The sequence below is a fragment of the Georgenia thermotolerans genome (assembly GCF_009193185.1).
GTDB lineage: Bacteria > Actinomycetota > Actinomycetes > Actinomycetales > Actinomycetaceae > Georgenia > Georgenia thermotolerans.
In genome coordinates, this window is sequence record NZ_VUKF01000027.1 from 31,232 (window position 1) to 51,322 (window position 20,091).

Sequence of the window (20,091 nt, forward strand, 5' to 3'; positions counted from 1 at the left end):
CTCAGTGTTGAGTGTGGATTGCTGTTACATCGTCGGGAGGCTGCATGGAGCGCGACGACGCGGTCACGCTCGCCGTCGATCTCGGCAAGACCCGCTGTCGCGTCGCGGTCATGTCCGCACGCGGCGTGCTCGAGGGGGTCGAGGATGAGGGGACCGCCGGCGCCGCGGTCCCCGACGGCGCCGGCGAGGTCTCCCGTCGCGTGCTGGACCTCGTCAGGCGGCTGCCCGCGCACGGGGCGTCCGCCGTCGGGGTGGGTGCCGCAGGCGCCCTCACCGACGCGGTCGCGGCTCGTGAGATCGCCACGGCGCTGGTCTCCGGTCTCCGCCTTCCGGTCGCGGTGACCTCCGACGTCGTCACCGCGCACGTGGGGGCGCTGGGGGGCGGAGCCGGCGTCGGCCTTGTCGCCGGCACGGGCGCCGTCGCGCTTGGCGTCACGGCCGGCGGCGAGTTGCGCCGCGTCGATGGCTGGGGACCGCATCTCGGCGATCTGGGTGGCGGCTCGTGGATCGGTCGCGAGGGGATGCGCGCCGTCCTGCGGGCCGAGTCCGGGCTCGGCCCCGCCACCGGGCTCGCCGCGGACCTGGCGGGCCTCATCGGCTCCGAGGGTGACGTCGTCCGCTGGGTCTCCGTCGACCCGATCCCCGCCCGGCGCCTCGCCGCGTTCGCTCCCGCCGTGCTGGGCCGTGCCGCGGCGGGTGATGGGGTGGCCGTGGAGATCGCCGACCAGGCCGCGGCCCTGCTGGCGGAGAGCGCGCACGCTGCATCAGGGCCCACGTCGCGGCGCGTGAGCGTGCTCGGTGGCCTGACCGGTGCGCCCTGGTTTGTGGAGCGCTTGGTTGACGCGCTGCGCTCGCGCGGCCTCGTGCCGGTCGCTCCGGCCGGCTCGGCGCTCGACGGCGCCCACATCATCGCCCGTCGCGCCGATCTGCCCCACGAGAGGTACATCCATCGTGCTCAGTGACGACCCCGCACGCCTGGACGAGCTGCTGGATGAGCTCTCGACGCTGACCACCGAGGCCGCCGGGGTGCGGCGCGGCGACCTCGACACACTCAGCACCCTGGAGCTCGTGCGGGAGATGAACGTCGAGGACGCCAAGGTGCCGGCCGCCGTCGGCGCGCAGGCGCCAGCGATCGCCGCCGCCGTCGACGGCATCGTCGGGCGGATGCGGCGGGGCGGCCGGCTGATCTACCTGGGCGCCGGCACCGCCGGTCGCATCGGGATTCTCGACGCGAGCGAGTGCCCGCCCACGTTCGGCACCGATCCCGGACTCGTCGTGGGCCTGATCGCCGGCGGGCCGACCGCCATCCAACGAGCGGTGGAGAACTCCGAGGATGACCGGGAGGCGGCGGCCGCCGAGCTCGTCGCCCTCGGCCTCACCGAGCGCGACGCCGTCGTGGGCATCTCCGCCTCGGGGCGCACCCCGTACGTCGTCGGGGGCCTGAAGGTCGCGCGGTCCGTGGGCGCGTTCACGGTGGCGATCGCTCAGAACGCCGGGTCAGCGATCGGTACGCTCGCCGATGTGTCGATCGAGGTCGTCGTCGGCCCAGAGATCGTCGCCGGGTCCACCCGGCTGAAGTCCGGGACGGCCCAGAAGCTGGTCGTCAACATGCTTAGCACGCTTGCGATGGTAAGGCTGGGCAAGACCTACAACGGCGTCATGGTCGACCTGCAGGCCACCAACGACAAGCTCAAGGCGCGCTCGGTGCGCACCGTCATGAGGGCCGCCGGGGTGGAGGTGGACGAGGCGGCGCGGGCACTCGCCGCCGTCGACGGCTCGGTCAAGAAGGCGATCCTCGTCTTGCTCACCGACGTCGCCGCGTCAGACGCCCAGGCTGCGATCGACCGGGCGGGCGGACTGCTGCGTGTCGCCATCGAGCAGAACGGGGGGACGGTGCATCGCTGATCGTGCCGCCGTCCGGGCGTCATTGAGGAGCCGGCGCGCGCGTCACTCGGCGCCGTGGCGGTCGAGGAACTCGTAGACCTCGGTGTCGTCCACGCCCGGGAACGTGCCCGGCGGGATGGCGGCGAGCAGGTGGGAGTGGGCCCGGGCGCTGGGCCAGGCGTGCTCGGCCCACCGGGCGGCCAGGTCCGCCGGCGGGCGGCGGCAGCACGCCGGGTCCGGGCAGCTCGACGTCGCCCGCACGGTCGTCTCCCGGCCCTGGAACCACTTCACGTGCGCGAACGGCACGCCAACGTCGATGGCGAAGTCCCCGGAGCCGGTGCGCTCGACGTGGGTGGTGCACCAGTACGTCCCGCGCCCCATGTCGGTGTACTGGTAGTGGGTGGCGTAGCGGTCGGGGTTGTGGAACACCGCCCGCGAGGCCCAGTACCGGCAGACGATCTGCCCCTCGATGGCGCCGCTGACGTCGGTGGGGAAGGTGACGTCGTCGTTCTCGTAGGCCTTGTAGATCACCCCGTCCTCGCCGACCCGCATGAAGTGCACCGGCAGGCCCAGGTGCTCGGTGGCCAGGTTGGTGAAGCGGTGCGCGGCGGTCTCGTAGGAGACGGCGAAGACGTCGCGCAGGTCGTCGATGGCCAGCGCCTTGGCGGCCTTGGCCTGCCGGAGGAAGTCCACCGCCGGGCGCTCGGGCATCATCAGCGCCGCCGCGAAGTAGTTGGCCTCGACGCGCTGGCGCAGGAAGTCGGCGTACCCGGCCGGCTCGGTGTGGCCCAGGGCGAAGTGGCCCAGGGTCTGCAGCAGGATTGTGCGCGGGTCGTGCCCGCCGTCGGCGGCCATGGGCAGGTAGATGCGCCGGTTGCGCAGGTCGGTCACCGACCGGGTGGCCCGGGGCAGGTCCGCGACCCGGTGCAGGGTGAAGCCGAGGTGGCCCGTCACCGCGCTGACGCCGCGCTCGGTCAGCGGCCCGCCCGTGTGCCCCACCGCGGCGGAGATGCGCGAGGCGAGCTGCTCGATCTCGGCGAAGTAGTTGTGCCGGGCGCGCATGTGCAGCCGCAGCTCCGCGTTGGCGCGCCGGGCCTCCTCCGGGGTGGCCGAGCGAACCGACGCGAGCCGGCCGACCTCGGCGTGCAGGCCCACCAGCGCCTCGAGCGCCTCGGTGGGCAGCTTCGCGCTCGGCCGCACCTCCGGCAGGCCCAGCCCGGCGTACAGCGGCCGGGCCTGCGCCTGGGCCAGGGCGATCTCCAGCGCCGCCCGGCGCGACGGCGGCTCGGCGCGCATGAGGTCGGCGACGGTGACGTCCAGCTCGCGCGCGATGGCGCTGAGCAGCGCCAGCCGCGGCTCCTTACGGCCGTTCTCGATCTGGGAGAGCAGCGACGGCGCCCGGTCCACCCGCTGGGCAAGGTCGGCCAGGGTCAGCCCGCGGGCCTGGCGGGCGTGCCGGATCCGGGCGCCGAGGGTGGCGAGGTCGATCTCCTCCTCGGGCGCCCGCTCCGCCGTCGTCGGTCGCACTCGACTGGCCACTTCTTCTCCAAGGGTGAAGAACGAACGAACTTCACCCACGGTAGCAGTGGTTGTGACCTGAATCACGGCGCCACTGTGTATTCACAACAACATTCACCCGGCCGGGCGGAGCGACCACCTCCCGGCGGACCACCGAGGAGCACCGATGACCAGCACGCTGCAGACCCCCACCCGCCCCGCCCTCGCCGAGCGCCAACGCGCCGAGGCCGCCGAGCTCGAGCGCACCTGGGCCTCCGACCCGCGCTGGGCCGGCATCCGCCGCGACTACACCGCCGGGGACGTCGTGCGGCTGCGCGGGTCGGTCCGCGAGGAGTTCACCCTCGCCCGCCGCGGCGCCGAGCGGCTGTGGGAGCTGCTGCACACCAAGGACTACGTCCACGCCCTGGGCGCGATCACCGGCAACCAGGCGGTGCAGATGGTCCGCGCCGGCCTGCAGGCCATCTACCTCTCCGGCTGGCAGGTCGCCGCGGACGGCAACACCTCCGGCAACACCTACCCCGACCAGTCCCTCTACCCGGTCAACTCCGTGCCCACGGTCGTCCGGCGCATCAACAACGCGCTGCTGCGCGCGGACGAGATCACCTGGTCCGAGGGCACCGAGCCCGGCAACGAGTGGCTCGCCCCGATCGTGGCCGACGCCGAGGCCGGCTTCGGCGGCCCGCTCAACGCCTTCGAGCTGGCCAAGGCGCTCATCGCCGCCGGCGCCGCGGGCGTGCACTACGAGGACCAGCTCGCCTCGGAGAAGAAGTGCGGGCACCTGGGCGGCAAGGTCCTCGTCCCCACCCGCCAGCACGTGCGCACCCTCAACGCCGCCCGGCTGGCCGCCGACGTCCTCGACGTCCCCACGATCGTCGTCGCGCGCACCGACTCCCTGGCCGCCAACCTCATCACCTCCGACGTCGACGAGCGCGACCGGGCCTTCACCACCGGCGAGCGCACGCCCGAGGGCTTCTACCGCACCACCCCGGGCCCCGAGGTGGTCGTCGCCCGCGCCCTGGCCTACGCCCCGTACGCCGACCTCATCTGGGTCGAGACGTCGACGCCGGACCTCGGGCTGGCCCGCCAGGTCGCCGAGGCCGTGCACGCGGAGTTCCCCGGCAAGATGCTCGCCTACAACTGCTCGCCGTCGTTCAACTGGAAGAAGCACCTGACGGACGAGGACATCGCCCGCTTCCAGCGCGAGCTGGGCGCGATGGGCTACAAGTTCCAGTTCATCACCCTCGCCGGCTTCCACCAGCTCAACTACGGCATGTTCGAGCTGGCCGAGGGCTACGCCGCCCGGGGCATGAGCGCCTACGTCGAGCTCCAGGAGAAGGAGTTCGCCGCCGAGCCGCGCGGCTACACCGCCACCAAGCACCAGCGCGAGGTGGGCACGGGCTACTTCGACCTCGTCTCCACCGCGCTGAACCCCGAGAGCGACACCCTCGCGCTGCGCGGGTCCACCGAAGAGCAGCAGTTCCACTAGACCGAGCAGCGGACAAGGACACGGCCATGACCACCACCGGAACACGCCTCACCGTCGCCCCGCCGCGCCGCAGCGGCACCAGCGCCCTGCACGTCGTCGCCCCCAGCGCGCCGTCGCCGGCCTCCGCCGCGACGCCCGCGTCCGCGGCGACCCCGGCCTCGGCCGGGACGCCGGGGCGCGGCGGGACCCAGGGCACCGCCGTCCTGCCCGCCGGGACGACGACGGCGGTACCAGTCACGGCCCCGCCCGTGCGGCGGACCCGGCCCCCGGTGTACCGCAGCAACGGCGCACAGAGCCCGGCGATGGTGGTGCCCACCCCGGTGACGGCGGTGTCGGCCCCGCCGGTGGAGGTCGTCGGCCCGGCGGTCCCCGGCGCCGCGGAGATCCTCACCCCCGAGGCGCTGGCCTTCCTCGCCGAGCTGCACCGCCGGTTCGCCGGGCGGCGGGCCGACCTGCTCGCCGAGCGGCAGGAGCGCCGGCGCCGCCTCGCCGAGGGCGGCAGCCTCGGCTTCCTGCCCGAGACCGCCCACATCCGCGAGGACCGGGACTGGCGGGTGCCGGCGCCGGCCCCGGGCCTGGAGGACCGGCGGGTCGAGATCACCGGCCCCACCGACCGGAAGATGACCATCAACGCCCTGAACTCCGGGGCGAAGGTCTGGCTCGCCGACCTCGAGGACGCCAACACCCCGCACCTGGCCAACGTCGTCGGCGGGCAGGTGAACCTGCGTGACGCGATCCGCCGCACCATAACCTTCACCGCCCCGGAGGGCAAGCGCTACGCCCTGCACGACGGCGAGCTGGCCACCATCGTCGTGCGCCCCCGCGGGTGGCACCTCACCGAGAAGCACCTGCGGGTCGGCGGCGAGGCGATGGTCGGCGGCCTGGTGGACTTTGGGCTCTACGCCTTCCACAACGCCCACGAGCTCGTCCGCCGCGGCGTGGGACCGTACTTCTACCTGGCCAAGCTCGAGAGCCACCGAGAGGCGCGGCTGTGGAACGACGTGTTCACCTTCACCGAGCAGCACCTGGGCCTGGCGCGCGGCACCATCCGCGCGACGGTCCTCATCGAGACGATCACCGCCGCCTTCGAGATGGAGGAGATCCTCTTCGAGCTGCGTGAGCACGCCGCGGGGCTCAACGCCGGGCGGTGGGACTACATCTTCTCGGTCATCAAGAACTTCCGGACCCGACCGGACTTCGTCCTGCCGGACCGGGCGGACGTGACGATGACGGTGCCGTTCATGCGGGCCTACACCGAGCTGCTGGTGCGCACCTGCCACCGCCGCGGCGCCCACGCCATCGGCGGGATGTCCGCGTTCATCCCCTCCAAGGACCCCGAGCGCGACGCCCTGGTCGACGCCACGGTGCGCGAGGACAAGCGCCGCGAGGCCCTCGCCGGCTTCGACGGCTCCTGGGTGGCCCACCCCGGCATGGTCGCCGCCGTCCGGGAGGTCTTCGACGAGGTGCTCGGCTTCATGCCCCACCAGATCGGCCGGCAGCGCGAGGACGTCACGGTGACCCCCGGCGAGCTCCTCGACGTCGCCGCCACCCCGGGCGCCGTCACAGCCGCCGGGCTGCGCACCAACGTCGCCGTGGCGCTGCGCTACCTCGAGGCGTGGCTCGGCGGGCGCGGGGCCGTCGGGATCTTCGGGCTCATGGAGGACGCGGCGACGGCGGAGATCTGCCGGTCCCAGGTGTGGCAGTGGATCCACCACGGCACCCGGCTGGAGGACGGCCGCACGGTCACCCGCGAGCTCGCCCGCCAGGTCCTCGAGGAGGAGACGGCGATCCTGCTGGGGGAGGCGGACGACGTCGCCCGCGCCGACCGGATCGCCCAGGCGGCCGACCTGTTCACCGAGGTCGCGCTGGGGGAGGACTACCCGACCTTCCTCACCATCCCGGCGTACGCCCGGCGCGTGGACTGAGCTGCCCGGCCCACCCGCGCCGCCCGACGCTGAACTGACGACGGCCCCGGAGACCCCGGGGCCGTCGCCGTGTTCCTGACCGGAGATCCCCGCGCTGCCGTCCCCGACGTCACCTTCGAGGCCGGCACGGGGATCGCTCTCCTGGACAGACGCAAACCCGTCGACAGGCGCGTGGTCGTCTGCGACCGTCGTGGCATGAACGACCCCGATGCCCGCACCGGCCCGCGCGTCGAGCTCGTCCACCTGGGCCTGGCGGCCCTGCGGGCGCTCGCGGCCGGCGACCTCGCCGCCGCCCGCGAGGCGAGCGGGCTGCCCGTGACGGCGTGGCTGGCCGGTCCCGAGTGCGTGGGCACGTGGCGCATCCGCGCCGCCCAGGTCGCCGCCGACCCGGTGGCCGCCGGGTGGGTCACCGCCGTCGTCCTCGACGCCGACCGGCGCGCGGTGGTGGGGAAGGCCGGCTACCACGGCCCGCCGGACGAGGCAGGCATGGTCGAGGTGGGCTACGCCGTCGACCCGGCGTGCCGCCGTCGCGGCTACGCCCGGGCGGCGCTGGAGCACCTGCTGGCCCGCGCCGCCCGCGAGCCCGGGGTGCGCACGGTGCGCGCCTCGATCCGGCCGGACAACCTCCCCTCGCGGAGCCTCGTGCTCGGCTACGGCTTCGCCGAGGTGGGCCGCCAGTGGGACGAGGAGGACGGCTGGGAGACCGTGTACGAGGTGGCCGCACAGCCGTTGTCCGAGATGGCCGCACGCCGCCCGAGCCCGCCCGGGCCATGAGCCGCCCGCGCGTCCCGGAGCGGATCCTGCGGGCCGCCGATGAGCTGGACCTGGCCGGCGACGAGCGGGTCCTCGAGCTCGGGTGCGGCCGCGGCGTCGCCGCCGAGCTCCTCCTGGCCCGCCATCCCGGGCTGCGCTACCTCGCCGTCGACCGGTCCGCCGCCGCCGTGGCCGCGGCCGCCGCCCGCAACGCCGCGGCGATCGCCCAGGGACGCCTGCGCACGCTGTGCTGCCCGCTGGAGGAGCTCGGGCCGGACGTCGCCCCGGAGGGCCCGTTCGACGTCGTCTTCGCCATCAACGTCCACCTGTTCTGGACCACGACCGCCACCGCGGTGGCACAGTCCCTCGCCGACCTCATGCGCCCGGGCGCGCGGCTGTGGCTCTTCTTCGAGGGCCCGAGCGGGGCCGGCCGCGCCGCCGCCCCGGCACTGCGCTCGCTCGACGTCCCCGACCTGTCCGCCGAGGCCGACGAGGACGGCCCCCTCACGATCGTGCGGGCGACGAAGCGCGCGGCCTGAGCTGCGGCTTGCCGGCCGGCTCGCCGCCGGCGCCCGCCCGGCCGGCGGCACAGCGCGCACTGCACGCCCGGCCGGCGGCGCAGCGCGGCGCGCGCCCGGCCCTATGCTCACGCCTCGTGATGCTGCGCCCCGCGACCGCCGCGGACCGGACCCTGCTGCGCGAGGCGACCTGGGTCAACGTCAACCACGTCGCCGACCGACTCAGCCACGAGGACGTCGACCGCAACCCCCAGTTCGCGCACTACTTCGACACCTTTCCCGCCGACGGCGACTTCGGCTACGTCGCCGAGGACGGCGGCCGACCCGTCGGGGTGGCGTGGGCCCGCTGCTTCGCCGTGGCGGACCCTGGGTACGGTTTCTGGCGCGCCGACGTCCCGGAGCTCAGCATCTGCGTCTTCGGTGACCGTCGCGGCGCCGGGATCGGCTCCGCCCTGATGGGCGCCGTCGTCGCGCACGCCCGCCGCGAGGGCCTGCCGGGCCTCAGCCTCAGCGTCGAGGACGGCAACCGGGCGCGGAACCTCTATCTGCGTCACGGGTTCGTGCCGGTGGGCCGCGACGGCAACGCCGACACGATGGTGCTGACGCTGGGCTGACCGCCGCGCGGCATGCCCGCCGCGTCGACGGCGGCGGGCATGCCGCCGGTATGAGCCTGCGGCCACGCCCGCCCTCCGTCCCGCGGGGGAGCCCTGCGGCGCCGGCAGTCCCGCCGCGGCTCCGCCGGACGACGGATCTCGGGACGGCGGAGCGCCGATACTGTGGCGCGCATGGCCCCTCCCGTCCCCGCCTCCACCGGGCTGCCGGAACGGCTGAACGCCTGGCTCAACGACCCCGTCGACCCCCTGTGGGAACGACCCCGGCCGGACGCGCGCCAGCTGCGCAACGACGTCGTCGGCGTGGCCGTGTTCCTCGCCGTGGCGCTCCTCATGACGATGCTGGCGAAGAACATGGGCATGCGACTCGATGACGAGGCGGCCTGGCGTGCATACCTCGCCGTCGGGCTCATGATCCTGCCGCTGGCCGTGCGACGCCGGTTCCCGTTGGGCGTCCTCGTGGTCTCCAGCGCCGCTTTCGTCGCGCTGAGCTATCTCAGCCCGGAGGTGGCCAGCCAGATCAGCTTCCAGGTGGCGTATTTCGCGGCCCTGTACGCCGCCGTTGCGTGGGCCCCGGACCGGCGGCTGCTGTGGATCGCCATGGGCCTCGTGCTGCTCGCGATGGCATTGTGGATAGCGATCGGGTTCACGATCAGCTCGGGCTATGCCGCGATGCTGACGTCCTACGAGAGGCCGCAGGGCCCTCTGTCCCAGGTGACGGCGGCTGTGCTCTACTCCGCCGCCATCAACTTCCTGTACTTCGGCGGCGCCATCGCCATGGGCCGGACCTCCTGGCGCGGCGCGCTGCGGCGCGAGCGGATGGCCGCCCAGAGCGAGCGCATCCGCCAGCAGGCCGACGAGCTCGCCCGCCGGGCGGTCGTGGACGAGCGGCTGCGCATCGCCCGCGAGCTGCACGACGTCGTCGCCCACCACGTCTCGGTCATCGGCGTGCAGGCCGGGGCCGCGCGCAAGGTGCTCACCCGCACGCCCGACGCCGCCGCCGAGGCCCTGCGCACCATCGAGGACGCCAGCCGCACCGCCGTCGGCGAGATGCGCTCGCTCCTCGGGGTGCTGCGCAGCGAGACCGACACCGTGCGCGGCGGCGACGGCGGCCGCGCGCCCGAGCCGGGCCTGGCCGAGCTGCGCGAGCTCGTCGCCGCGCAGCGGCGCCCCGGGCTCGACGTCGAGCTGGCCGTCGTCGAGCGGCATCCCGGCGACCTGGGCGCGGTGACCGGGCCGGTCGCGCTCTCGCTGTACCGAACGGCGCAGGAGTCCATCGCCAACGTGGTGCGGCACAGCACCGCCACCCGCGTGCAGGTCACCCTCCGCACCGGCGGCTCCGACGGGGCGCGGTGGAGCGAGGTCGAGGTGGTCGACAACGGCCACCCCCGCCCCGGCACCGACGGCTCCGGATACGGCCTGCGCGGCATCCGCGAGCGGGTGCACCTCCACGGCGGCGAGGCCGAGATCGGCCCCCGCGCGCAGGCGACCGGCTGGCGGGTGCGGGTCCGCCTGCCGGTCAGTCGCGTGGCCGCCGGCCCGGGCGTGCCCGCGTCATCCGGGGCCACGGCTCTGCAGCCCTCCGGGTAGCCCAACCTGGCCCCGGGGGATCCGACCCCCGGATGGCCCGGGGATCCGACCCCGGGAGCCGCCCGGCGCACATCGCTTCCGATCACCCCGCACCACCTCCGTCGCCCACCGTCCACACCGTTGGGCCCACCGTCCACACCGTCAGAAGGAAGAGCCCGTGTCCGACCCCATCCGCGTCCTGCTCGTCGACGACCACGCCCTCGTCCGTTCGGGCTTCGCCATGGTCCTGTCCGTGGAGGACGACGTCGAGGTGGTCGGGCAGGCGGCGAACGGGCGCGAGGCGCTGGCCGTGCTGGCCGAGCGGCCCGCCGACGTCGTCCTCATGGACGTGCAGATGCCCGGGATGGACGGCATCGAGGCCACCCGCGAGGTCGTCGCCGCCGGGCTGGCGAAGGTCATCATCCTCACCACCTTCGACCGCGAGGACTACCTCTTCGACGCCCTCGCCGCCGGCGCGAGCGGCTTCCTGCTCAAGAACGCCGACCCCGACGACCTCGTCGAGGCCATCCGCGCCGTGGCCGGCGGCCACGCCCTCCTCGCGCCCGAGGTGACCCTCAAGGTCATCTCGCGGCTCGTCGGGGAGACACCCGGCGGGGCGGCACAGGCTGGGGCCGCGGGCGTGGTCGGGGGGCACCAGACGGTGGACGGCGCCGGGGCGGCGGCCGGGAGCCTCAGCACCGCCGTCGGCCAGGACCCCCAGGTGCGCCGCGCTGTCGAGTCGCTCACCCCGCGCGAGCGCGAGGTGCTCGTCCTGCTCGCCGAGGGCCTGTCCAACGCCGAGATCGCCGCCCGGCTGTTCCTGGGGGAGTCGACGGTGAAGACGTACGTGTCGAACATCCTCGCCAAGACCGACTCGCGCGACCGGGTGCAGGCCGTCGTCTTCGCCTACCACGCCGGGCTCGCGGGCCGCGCCTGAGGCCCGTCGGGATCCGCGGGCCGAGCCTGAGGTTCCGCCACCCACCCGCTCGGCATGCGCTCCCGAGACGTGCAGAGCGCGGTGCACCTGAGGTCGGGCAGCGCCGAGATCGACGAAGTTGCTCGATCTCCGCGCTCACCGTCGCAATTTCGTCGCTCTCGCCGCGCCCGCCACGCCGAGATCGACGAAGTTGCTGCCTTGGGGCTCCGGGAAACCGCCAGTTCGTTGCACTCGCGGACCGCTGCCCTTCCAGCTCAACGACCTTGCCGTCTCACCCGCGGACGAAACGCCAGCCGCTCCACAGGCAGCGGACCGCGCTCGGCGGCGCCCCGAACCGCCGCAACACACTCCGGCCATGTCCTCTCGTCCGGTGGTCCCTGCTGCCTTGCGCGACGGACCGTTCACTCGCGCCACCGCCCTGCGCCACATCACCCCCGCCCAGCTGCGGAATCGCGCGTACGTGCGGGTGACGCACGGTGTCTACATCGTCTCGGGCCTCCGAACCCACGACGACGCTGTCGCCGCCGCCCGGCTGGTCCTCCCACCCAGCGCCGTGCTGCGCGGACGCACGGCGCTGCACGTGCTCGCGGGGGATGTGCTTCGTCCGTCGGACCCCGTAGAGGTGTACCTACCGGCGGAGGCCCGGGTGAGGGGCCGGGACCTCATTCGCGTGAGGAGCTGCTCACTTCCCGCAGACGAGGTCGTCCGTACACGATACGGCGCGGCGACCAGCCCGGCGCGGACGGCGTTCGATATCGCGCGCCTTCCCAACGTCCTCCAGAGCGTGCCGTTGCTGGACGTTCTCGCCGGGCGCACGGGCGTCACCCGCCGGCAGGTCGAGGCGGTGGCGGACGGGCACGCCGGCGCGCGGGGAGTGAGGCGGATCAGGCGGGCGCTCGACATGGTCGACCCACGGTCTGAGTCACCTCGCGAGTCGCGGCTCCGCGTGACCCTCGTGCTCGCCGGATTGCCCCGGCCCGAGTCACAGGTGAGGGTCTACAACGATGCGGGGGAGTTCGTCGCGCGCCTCGACCTCGGCTGGCCCACCCTCAAGATCGGCCTCGAGTACGACGGCGCGTATCACGACGATCCGGCGCAGATCGCCCTCGACCGCGCCCGGCTCAACGCCCTGCATGCCGCAGGGTGGACGGTGCTCGTCATCGACCGGTCCCAGCTTGCCCGGCCGGAGGACGTGGTGGCGCTGGTGCGTCGCCTGCTCGCCGCCCGCACGGCTGGAGCCCTGGCCTGACCGGCGCCCAACCCGCGAGTGTGACGATATTGCGCCTTCGGCGGCGCCCAGGCAGCAATTTCGTCGCAGTCGGGGGCGCCGAGCGTGGCCGAGCAGCGGCTGCGCGCGGGCCCGGCGCCGGCTGAGGCGCTGGACTGCGGGCCGCGCCTGACGACGCCCGCTCCGCCGCGCGGGGGAGGCCCGCAGGACCGCGAAAATCCGCCCCCCGGCGGAAGCGCCCGACACCGGCCGATTCCTAGTCTGGCGCCAGACCAGAAAGGGGACCGGGATGAGTCACCACACGCCGCCCGCGCTCGAGGTGCGGCACCTGACACGGAAGTTCGGCGACAAGACCGCCGTCGACGACGTCTCGTTCGTCGTCGAGCCGGGCCGGATGACCGGCTTCGTCGGCGCCAACGGTGCCGGCAAGACCACCACGATGCGCATGATCATGGGCGTCCTCGCCCTCCACGGCGGGGAGGTGCTGTGGGGCGGGCGCCCCATCACCGCCGCCGACCGCTCCCGCTTCGGCTACATGCCCGAGGAGCGCGGCCTGTACCCCAAGCAGACGGTCATCGACCAGCTCACCTACCTCGGCCAGCTGCGCGGCATGACCCGCCGCGACGCCGCCTCCGAGGCCACCCGCATGCTCGACCGCTTCGGCCTGGGCGCCCGCCTCAAGGACAAGCTCGAGTCCCTCTCCCTGGGCAACCAGCAGCGCGTGCAGATCATCGCCTCGCTCCTGCACGGCCCGACGGCGCTCGTCCTCGACGAGCCCTTCTCCGGCCTGGACCCGGTCGCCGTCGACTCCATGGTCGACCTCCTGCGCGACCGCCTCCGCGAGGGCGTCCCGGTGCTCTTCTCCAGCCACCAGCTCGACCTGGTCGACCGGCTGTGCGAGTCCCTCGTGGTGCTCTCCGACGGCAAGATCATGGCCGCCGGCACGTCCGAGGAGCTCCGGGCCCGCGGCCCGCGCCGCTTCCGCATCGCCACCGAGCCCGACGCCGGCTGGCTGCGCGAGGAGCCGGGCGTCCACGTCGTCGACGTCGAGGGCCCCGCGGCCGTCGTCGAGCTCGACGACGCCGCCCGGGACCGCGTCCTGACGCACGCCGTCGCCCGCGGCCTGCGCGAGTTCACCCCGCTGCGGCCCACCCTGTCCGAGATCTACCGCGAGGTCACCCGATGAGCGCCCCCACCACGCCCCGCACCACCGTCGAGCAGGCGCCCGCGCCGGCCGTGAAGAGCCCGTGGCTCGTCGTGACGGTCCGGGAGATGACGGTCAAGCTCACCGACCGGAACTTCCTCATCTCCACGGCGGTCACGCTGGTGATGATCCTGGCCGGCGTCGGCATCTCCGCCTTCATGGACTCCCGCAGCACCGACTACACCGTCGCCGTCGCCTCGGACGCCGCCCGCGACGTCGTCGGCCAGGCGGAGCCGGCCATCACGGCCGACGACTCCGGAGACACCCTGCGGGCCGTCGAGGTCGCCGACGCGGACGCCGCCCGCGACGCGGTGCGCGAGGAAGAGGCCGACGCCGCGCTCCTGCAGACCGGCGACGGGTGGACCGTCGTCGGGCTGGACGACGTGAGCGGCACGCTGAGCCGCGCGCTGGGCGACGCCGTCGAGGCGAGCGTCCTCGAGACGAACGCGCGGGCGGCCGGTACCACCGCGGCCGCCCTCACCGCCGGGTCGACCCTGGAGACGGAGCTGCTCGAGGGTGGCGAGCGCAGCGCCATGGCCAGCGCCGTCGGCTTCGTCTTCGCCTTCCTCTTCTACGTGGCGGCGATCGTGTTCGGCATGGCGATCGCGAACTCGGTGCTCGAGGAGAAGCAGAACCGGGTCGTGGAGATCCTCGCCACGGCGATCCCGGTCCGCCAGCTCCTCTACGGCAAGGTGCTCGGCAACAGCATCCTGGCCCTCGCCCAGGTGGCCCTGTACGCCGTCGTCGGCCTCATCGCGGTGAACGTGGCCGGGCTGGCCGAGGACCTGGGCTGGCTGCTGAGCGCGTCGGGGTGGTTCATCGTCTTCTTCGTCGCCGGCTTCGTCGCGCTGGCCGCGATCTGGGCGGTGCTCGGCTCGCTCGCCAGCCGCAGCGAGGACCTGCAGTCCAACACCGGCCCGGTCATCGGGATCATCATGGTCGCGCTCTTCGCCGGCCTGTTCGCCGAGGGCACCTGGCTGACCGGGGCGTCCTACGTGCCGATCGTGTCCTCGGTGGCGATGCCCATCCGCATGGTCAAGGACGACGTCGCGCTGTGGGAGCCGGTGGCCTCCCTGCTCCTCACGGTCGCGGCCGCCTACCTGCTGCTGCGCCTGGGGGAGAAGATCTACCAGCGCGCGGTCATGCAGAGCGGCACCGCGCTGACGTGGCGCCAGGCCATGCGCCTGGAGGCCTGACCGCCTGAGCGGGGGCCGGCGGTCGCGCTCGCGGCCGTCGGCCTGCGGCCTACGACGCCGCCCGGCGCGCCCGGTAGGCGGCCACGTTGGCGCGGTTGCCGCACCCGCTGTCGCAGTAGCGGCGCGAGCGGTTCCGGGAGAGATCCACGACGAGGTCGGCGCAGTCCTCCCCGGCGCACACCCGCAGCCGGCCCAGCTCCCCGCCGCGCACGACGTCGGCCAGCGCCATGGCCGCCTCCACCGCCATCCGGGTGGCCAGCGGGGCGTCGGGCGGGGTGGCGTGGAGGTGCCAGTCCCACCCGTCGTGGCGGACGAGCTGGGGCAGGGCGCGGGCCTCGGCCAGCAGGGCGTTGACGCCGGCGGCGACGGCGTCCGGGGCGCCGACCGTCCACAGCTCGCGCAGCACCGGGCGCAGGGCGCGCACCGCCTGCAGCTCGGCGTCGTCGTGGCGGCGGTCGCCGGTGAACTCCCAGCGCGCCACGAACGCGTCGAGGTCGGCGAGCGAGCTCAGCCGGTCCTCCTCGGCGCCCAGGGTGTTCACGAGCGCCGCGGCGGTGACGAGGCCGACCTCGGTGTCGCGACTGAAGACCACGTTGACCCCTCAAACCGGCCAGGACTACTGTCATGAGTGTCATGCATTTGACTCATGACATCAACCCGGCCGGCCTGCCGATCAGGCGCGGCGAGCGAGGGGGAGCCGTGCCCGTCGACGACCGCAGCCTGCGCCCGGGGCTGGCCTTCGCGCTGACCTCCGCGGCCGCGTTCGGCACCTCCGGCGCGGTCGCGAAGTCGCTGCTCGAGGCCGGCTGGTCCCCCGGGGCCGCGGTGACGGCCCGGGTCGCCGGCGGCGCCCTCATCCTCCTGGTGCCCGCGCTGGTCGCGCTGCGGGGACGGTGGCGCCTGCTGTGGCGCAACCTCCCGCTCATCGCGGTCTACGGGCTGCTCGCGATGGCCGCCTGCCAGCTGTTCTACTTCAACGCCGTGACCACCCTGTCGGTGGGCGTGGCGCTGCTGCTGGAGTACCTCGGCTTCCTGCTCGTGGTGGGCTGGCTGTGGGCGCGCCACGGGCAGCGCCCGCGCCGGTTCACCGTCCTGGGCATCGTCGCGGCCCTGGCCGGCCTGGTCCTCGTGCTCGACGTCACCGGCGGGGTGCGCGTCGACCTCGGCGGGGTGCTGTGGGGGCTGGGCGCCGCCGTCGGCCTGGCCGTCTACTTCATCCTGTCCGCGCACCAGCGCACCGGGCTGCCGCCGCTGGTCATGGCCGCCGGGGCGATGGTGGTCGCCGCGCTCGCCCTGGGCGCGGCCGGGGCGGCCGGGCTCATGCCGATGCGCGCCGCCGGCGGGCACGTGGTCCTCGCCGGGATCGAGGTGCACTGGCTGGTGCCGCTGGCCGCGCTGTCCCTGGTGGCCACGGCGACGGCGTACGCGACCGGCATCGCGGGCACGCGGCGGCTGGGCTCGAAGATCGCCTCGTTCGTCGGGCTGACCGAGGTGATGTTCGCGGTGCTGTTCGCCTGGCTGCTCGTCGGCGAGCTGCCGCTGCCGGTCCAGCTGCTAGGCGGGGTCCTCATCGTCGCCGGGCTGGTGGCGGTGCGCTACGACGAGCTGCGCGCGCCGGAGCCGGCGGTGGTGGCGGTGCCGGCCGCGCCGGCCCAGGAGCGCTGAGCGGCTACCAGGCGGGCACCAGCCCGATGCCCTCGCTGCGCAGCGCGCGCCAGAACACCGGGTCGCGCAGCAGGCGGAGCTCCCACACGCGCTTGCGCCCCTCGGCCCGGTCGAGCCGGCGCGCGGCGCGCGCCGGGGCCGGGTGGAGGATGAGCTCGGAGACGCCCTCGGGCAGGTGGCGCAGCTGGTTGAGCACCCCGGCGCGCAGCTGGGCGTAGCCGCCCAGGAGCAGCCGGCCCGGCAGCCAGCAGCCGACCAGGGCCTCGGGCAGCCGCACGCCCACCGCCGCCGCGGCCGCCACGCCCTCGTCGTAGCGGCGGCGGACCTTGCCGCGCCAGGCCGCGTCGACGAGGCGGGGCAGGCGCCGCGGCAGCCGGAAGGCCAGGCCGTTGTCCGCGCAGAACTGCAGCGCGGCGGGCAGCAGGGCCCGGCCGCGGGTGCCGTAGAGGCTGCCGGAGTGGGAGTCCAGGCCGGTGGGCCGCAGCCCGGCCTCGTGCATCCACGCCAGCTGCGCCGTCATCTCCCGGTCGACGTCGGCCGGGGTGGCCGCGCCCGCGAGCCGGCCGGGATCGGTGTGGAAGGCGCCGTCGGGATCGGTGAGCGTGGCGACGCCGTCGGCGAGCGGGCGCCACGGCCGCATCTCGCGGGCGCTCGTCAGGGTCACGTGCAGCCGGGGCGCGGGCAGGCCCGCGGCGCGCACGCGCTCGACGGCGTCGCGGGCGGCGGGGGCGACGGTCATCAGCGTCGTGGACGTGACGCGGCCGCTGGCGACGAGGTCCGCGATCGTCTCGTTGGTCTCGGCATCGAGGCCCAGGTCGTCAGCGGTCACGACGAGCTGACGCGTCATGGTGCTCCGGCTTCCGCGCGGCTGTCACCGCGCCAGGTCGAGGGTACCGCCGGCGGCGGACGGCCACCTGTCGGCGAATGAGGATCGACTTCGACGGTAACCGCGCGCGGGGGTGCGGCGCAGCGTGTTCCCCCTCACCCCGCCGGACGCGGGGGGCGCCGTCCCGTCGTCGCCGGGGCGCCTCACCCGGCCAGGTCGCGCCGCCGGAACCCGGCGAACCCGGCCGCCACCAGCACCGCGGCCACCCCGGTGAGCAGCACGAGCGGCCCGACGGCGGCGTCCGCGACCGGCACGTCCGGGGTCAGCCCGACCGGCGAGATGTCCTGCGCCCAGCCGGCCATGCCCAGCAGCGGGCCGAACCACGCCACGAAGATCGCGTACGTCACCACCGCCCAGGCCAGCGACGCCAGCCGCGGCGCCACCCCGAGCAGGGCGACGGCGAGGCCCGCCGTGGCGAGCACCGCCGGCAGGTAGGCGAGGGCCGCGGCGGTGAGCCGGCCGACGGCGCCGCCGTCGCCGGTCGCCGCCGCCACGCCGAGGCCCAGGCCCAGGCCGGAGAGCACGAGGAGCGCCACGCTCTGCGCCAGCACCGTCGCGAGCCACCCGGCCAGCCACCGCGCCCGGGAGGCGCCGGCCGTCAGGACGAGCGCGGCGCGGCCCGCCTCCTCCTCGGCGCGCAGGCGCAGCACCGCCCCGACGGCGAACGCCGCGACGCCCAGCGCGAGGTAGGACAGCATCGCGGCGGCGAAGGTGGCGGTCATGTCCGCGAGCAGGGACCCGGCGCCGATCCACTCGCCGATCTGCGGCAGGTCGGCCACCGCGTCCTCGAGCGAGCGGGCGAGGGTGCCGAAGGCGACGGCGAAGAAGAACAGCCCCACCGCCCAGCCGAGGAACGACCCGCGCAGCAGCCGCGCGGCCAGGCCGGCGGGGGAGAGCAGGGCGGGGCGGGCGCCGGCCGGGCCGGGGCGGCCCGGCAGCAGCCCGGCGCCCAGGTCCCGGCGCTGCGCCAGGGCCACGGCCGCGGCCAGCAGCACGAGGACCGCGGCGAGCGAGAGGGCGAGGGGCCACCAGCGCAGCGCGACGAACGGGCGGGTCTGCTGCGCCCAGGCCAGCGGGGAGAACCACGACAGCCACGACCCGCCGGTCTCCATGATGTCGCCGACGCCGCGGACGAGGAACGCCGCGCCCAGCACCGCCAGGGCGAGACCGGAGGCGCCGCGCGCGTGCGCCGTCACCTGGGTGGTCACGGCCGCGACGGCGCCGAAGACCAGCCCGGTCAGCGCGGCGCCGAGGCCCATGGCCGCCGCACCGGCCGCCTCGAGCCCACCGGCGAGCAGGCCCGCCGCGACCCCCGCGCCGACGCCGAACGTGGCGACGGTGACGAACAGCAGCGCCGCCGTCGCCGGGGCGAAGCGGCCCACGGGCAGCGCGCGCAGGACCTCGGTGCGGCCGGCCTCCTCGTCGGCGCGGGTGTGCCGCACCACGAGGAGGACGGCCATGATCGACGTCGCGACGAGGACGGTGAGGCTGAGCTCGTTGGCGACCATGGCGCCGAAGGTGTAGTCGTCCACCCCGAAGGCCGGTCCGGTCATGAGCACGGCCGAGGGGTTGGACATGAGGGCCGCGCGGGTCTGGCGCGCGGCGGCGTCGGGGTAGGCCGCCTGCAGCGCGGGCACGGTGCCGGCGACGGTGAGGGTCAGGGCGAGCACCCACACCGCCACGCGCACCCGGTCCAGGCGCAGGTACAGCCGCAGCAGCGTGCCGGTGCCGGCCCACGGCTCGCGGGTCACGGCCGGCCGGGGCACGGCGGGCGCCACCGCGGTGGCGCTCATCGGACGCCCACCTCGGCGTGCTCGCGCACCTCGTCGCCGTAGTGGCGCAGGAACAGCTCCTCCAGCGAGGGCGGGGCGATGGTGAGGTTCTCCACGCCGGCGTCCGCGAGGACCCGCAGGACGGCGGGCACCTCGGCGGAGTCGACGTCGAAGGTGAGGAAGCCGTCGTCGAACGCCAAGTCGTGCACGCCCGGCGCGGTGCGCAGCGCGGCCGGGTCCGCCGCCGTGGTGGCCGTGACGGTGGAGCGGGTCAGGTGGCGCAGATGGGCCAGGGTGCCGGACTCCACGTCGCGGCCCGCGCGGATGATCGTCACGGTGTCGCAGAGCTTCTCCACCTCGGCGAGGATGTGGCTGGAGAGCAGGACCGTGCGGCCCTCGTCGCGCAGCCGGCGCACCTCGTCGGTGAAGACCGCCTCCATGAGCGGGTCCAGGCCGGAGGTCGGCTCGTCGAGCAGGAACAGCTCGGCGTCCGAGGCCAGGGCGGCGACCAGGGCCACCTTCTGCCGGTTGCCCTTGGAGTAGGCCCGGGCCTTCTTGGTCGGGTCCAGCTCGAAGCGCTCGAGCAGCTCGGCGCGCCGGCGCGGGCGCTCGGCGCCGTGCAGCCGGGTGAGCAGGTCGATCGCCTCCCCGCCGGTCAGGTTCGACCACAGGTTCGTGTCGCCGGGCACGTAGGCGGTGCGGCGGTGGATCTCGACGGCGTCGGCCCACGGGTCGCGCCCCAGCACGGCCGCGGTGCCGCCGTCGGCGCGCAGCATGCCGAGCAGCACGCGGATGGTGGTGGACTTCCCGGCGCCGTTGGGCCCGAGGAAGCCGGCGACCTGGCCGCGCTCGACCCGCAGCGAGAAGCCGTCGAGGGCGCGGGTGGTGCCGAAGGACTTCACGAGGCCGCGGGCCTCGATCGCGAGGTCGACCATGGGG

The 20,091-nt window shown here is 74.8% G+C and carries 18 protein-coding genes; 13 read left to right on the plus strand and 5 right to left on the minus strand.

Annotated features, from left to right (window positions below; genetic code table 11):
- Positions 1–44 precede the first annotated feature (44 nt).
- On the plus strand, positions 45–962 hold the full coding sequence (locus GD970_RS13335) for an N-acetylglucosamine kinase (RefSeq protein ID WP_152203392.1): 918 nt from the start codon (positions 45–47) through the stop codon (positions 960–962).
- Positions 952–1,905 carry an N-acetylmuramic acid 6-phosphate etherase gene (murQ, locus tag GD970_RS13340; RefSeq protein ID WP_152203393.1) on the plus strand — a complete coding sequence of 318 codons (954 nt, stop codon included), beginning with the start codon at positions 952–954 and terminating at the stop codon, positions 1,903–1,905. The genes GD970_RS13335 and murQ overlap by 11 nt, the downstream gene beginning before the upstream one ends.
- A gap of 42 nt (positions 1,906–1,947) precedes the next feature.
- Here the strand turns inward: murQ and GD970_RS13345 are convergent, their stop codons facing one another.
- Positions 1,948–3,411, minus strand: a complete 1,464-nt coding sequence (locus GD970_RS13345) for a helix-turn-helix domain-containing protein (RefSeq protein ID WP_193314939.1) — start codon at positions 3,409–3,411, stop codon at positions 1,948–1,950.
- A gap of 157 nt (positions 3,412–3,568) precedes the next feature.
- On the opposite strand from GD970_RS13345, the gene aceA reads away from it, so the two are divergent.
- The 10 genes from aceA (at position 3,569) to GD970_RS13395 (ending at position 14,829) form a co-directional block, all read left to right on the plus strand.
- Positions 3,569–4,888 (plus strand): isocitrate lyase, encoded by a 1,320-nt coding sequence (gene aceA / locus GD970_RS13350; protein ID WP_152203395.1) that lies wholly within the window; start codon positions 3,569–3,571, stop codon positions 4,886–4,888.
- A 302-nt stretch (positions 4,889–5,190) separates the two neighbouring features.
- On the plus strand, positions 5,191–6,813 hold the full coding sequence (gene aceB, locus GD970_RS13355; RefSeq protein WP_152203419.1) for a malate synthase A: 1,623 nt from the start codon (positions 5,191–5,193) through the stop codon (positions 6,811–6,813).
- Positions 6,814–7,008: 195 nt separating this feature from the next.
- Complete coding sequence (locus GD970_RS13360; RefSeq protein ID WP_152203396.1) at positions 7,009–7,587, plus strand: GNAT family N-acetyltransferase; 579 nt, start codon at positions 7,009–7,011, stop codon at positions 7,585–7,587.
- A complete protein-coding gene (locus GD970_RS13365; RefSeq protein WP_152203397.1) occupies positions 7,584–8,105 on the plus strand; it encodes a class I SAM-dependent methyltransferase in 522 nt (173 codons plus the stop codon). Before GD970_RS13360 ends, GD970_RS13365 begins: the two co-directional genes overlap by 4 nt.
- A 119-nt stretch (positions 8,106–8,224) precedes the next feature.
- Positions 8,225–8,698, plus strand: a complete 474-nt coding sequence (locus tag GD970_RS13370; RefSeq protein WP_152203420.1) for a GNAT family N-acetyltransferase — start codon at positions 8,225–8,227, stop codon at positions 8,696–8,698.
- Positions 8,699–8,869: 171 nt separating this feature from the next.
- Positions 8,870–10,285 (plus strand): sensor histidine kinase, encoded by a 1,416-nt coding sequence (locus GD970_RS13375; RefSeq protein ID WP_152203398.1) that lies wholly within the window; start codon positions 8,870–8,872, stop codon positions 10,283–10,285.
- Positions 10,286–10,505: 220 nt separating this feature from the next.
- Positions 10,506–11,201 carry a response regulator gene (locus GD970_RS13380; protein WP_249043192.1) on the plus strand — a complete coding sequence of 232 codons (696 nt, stop codon included), beginning with the start codon at positions 10,506–10,508 and terminating at the stop codon, positions 11,199–11,201.
- Between the two features lie 355 nt (positions 11,202–11,556).
- On the plus strand, positions 11,557–12,450 hold the full coding sequence (locus GD970_RS13385; RefSeq protein ID WP_152203400.1) for a PDDEXK family nuclease: 894 nt from the start codon (positions 11,557–11,559) through the stop codon (positions 12,448–12,450).
- A 268-nt stretch (positions 12,451–12,718) separates the two neighbouring features.
- Positions 12,719–13,615 carry an ABC transporter ATP-binding protein gene (locus GD970_RS13390; protein ID WP_152203401.1) on the plus strand — a complete coding sequence of 299 codons (897 nt, stop codon included), beginning with the start codon at positions 12,719–12,721 and terminating at the stop codon, positions 13,613–13,615.
- Positions 13,612–14,829, plus strand: coding sequence for an ABC transporter permease (locus GD970_RS13395; RefSeq protein ID WP_152203402.1), 1,218 nt, complete (start codon positions 13,612–13,614; stop codon positions 14,827–14,829). The genes GD970_RS13390 and GD970_RS13395 overlap by 4 nt, the downstream gene beginning before the upstream one ends.
- A gap of 49 nt (positions 14,830–14,878) precedes the next feature.
- Here the strand turns inward: GD970_RS13395 and GD970_RS13400 are convergent, their stop codons facing one another.
- A complete protein-coding gene (locus GD970_RS13400; protein WP_152203403.1) occupies positions 14,879–15,421 on the minus strand; it encodes a CGNR zinc finger domain-containing protein in 543 nt (180 codons plus the stop codon).
- Positions 15,422–15,453: 32 nt separating this feature from the next.
- Between GD970_RS13400 and GD970_RS13405 the strand changes: the two genes are divergently transcribed.
- Positions 15,454–16,494 carry an EamA family transporter gene (locus tag GD970_RS13405; RefSeq protein ID WP_226925340.1) on the plus strand — a complete coding sequence of 347 codons (1,041 nt, stop codon included), beginning with the start codon at positions 15,454–15,456 and terminating at the stop codon, positions 16,492–16,494.
- A 4-nt stretch (positions 16,495–16,498) separates the two neighbouring features.
- On the opposite strand, the gene GD970_RS13410 is transcribed toward GD970_RS13405, so the two are convergent.
- The 3 genes from GD970_RS13410 to GD970_RS13420 all read right to left on the minus strand — a co-directional run bounded on the left by GD970_RS13410 (position 16,499) and on the right by GD970_RS13420 (position 20,087).
- Positions 16,499–17,341 (minus strand): carbohydrate deacetylase, encoded by an 843-nt coding sequence (locus GD970_RS13410; protein ID WP_152203404.1) that lies wholly within the window; start codon positions 17,339–17,341, stop codon positions 16,499–16,501.
- A 182-nt stretch (positions 17,342–17,523) separates the two neighbouring features.
- The gene (locus tag GD970_RS13415; protein ID WP_152203405.1) at positions 17,524–19,173 is read right to left on the minus strand and encodes an ABC transporter permease; all 1,650 of its coding nucleotides are present in this window, start codon (positions 19,171–19,173) and stop codon (positions 17,524–17,526) included.
- Entirely contained in the window at positions 19,170–20,087 is a 918-nt protein-coding gene (locus GD970_RS13420; RefSeq protein WP_152203406.1) for an ABC transporter ATP-binding protein, read from the minus strand. The genes GD970_RS13415 and GD970_RS13420 overlap by 4 nt, the downstream gene beginning before the upstream one ends.
- Between the last annotated feature and the right edge of the window lie 4 nt (positions 20,088–20,091).

Excerpts from the sequence above, each read along its gene's own strand:
- GD970_RS13370 (WP_152203420.1), top strand. The coding sequence starts at position 8,225 with ATGCTGCGCCCCGCGACCGCCGCGGACCGGACCCTGCTGCGCGAGGCG.
- GD970_RS13380 (WP_249043192.1), top strand. The coding sequence starts at position 10,506 with ATGGTCCTGTCCGTGGAGGACGACGTCGAGGTGGTCGGGCAGGCGGCG.
- aceB (WP_152203419.1), top strand. The coding sequence starts at position 5,191 with ATGGTGGTGCCCACCCCGGTGACGGCGGTGTCGGCCCCGCCGGTGGAG.
- GD970_RS13395 (WP_152203402.1), top strand. The coding sequence starts at position 13,612 with ATGAGCGCCCCCACCACGCCCCGCACCACCGTCGAGCAGGCGCCCGCG.
- GD970_RS13365 (WP_152203397.1), top strand. The coding sequence starts at position 7,584 with ATGAGCCGCCCGCGCGTCCCGGAGCGGATCCTGCGGGCCGCCGATGAG.
- GD970_RS13335 (WP_152203392.1), top strand. The coding sequence starts at position 45 with ATGGAGCGCGACGACGCGGTCACGCTCGCCGTCGATCTCGGCAAGACC.
- GD970_RS13385 (WP_152203400.1), top strand. The coding sequence starts at position 11,557 with ATGTCCTCTCGTCCGGTGGTCCCTGCTGCCTTGCGCGACGGACCGTTC.
- GD970_RS13390 (WP_152203401.1), top strand. The coding sequence starts at position 12,719 with ATGAGTCACCACACGCCGCCCGCGCTCGAGGTGCGGCACCTGACACGG.
- GD970_RS13405 (WP_226925340.1), top strand. The coding sequence starts at position 15,454 with ATGAGTGTCATGCATTTGACTCATGACATCAACCCGGCCGGCCTGCCG.
- GD970_RS13415 (WP_152203405.1), bottom strand. The coding sequence starts at position 19,173 with ATGAGCGCCACCGCGGTGGCGCCCGCCGTGCCCCGGCCGGCCGTGACC.
- GD970_RS13360 (WP_152203396.1), top strand. The coding sequence starts at position 7,009 with ATGAACGACCCCGATGCCCGCACCGGCCCGCGCGTCGAGCTCGTCCAC.
- GD970_RS13420 (WP_152203406.1), bottom strand. The coding sequence starts at position 20,087 with ATGGTCGACCTCGCGATCGAGGCCCGCGGCCTCGTGAAGTCCTTCGGC.
- GD970_RS13375 (WP_152203398.1), top strand. The coding sequence starts at position 8,870 with ATGGCCCCTCCCGTCCCCGCCTCCACCGGGCTGCCGGAACGGCTGAAC.
- GD970_RS13410 (WP_152203404.1), bottom strand. The coding sequence starts at position 17,341 with ATGACGCGTCAGCTCGTCGTGACCGCTGACGACCTGGGCCTCGATGCC.
- aceA (WP_152203395.1), top strand. The coding sequence starts at position 3,569 with ATGACCAGCACGCTGCAGACCCCCACCCGCCCCGCCCTCGCCGAGCGC.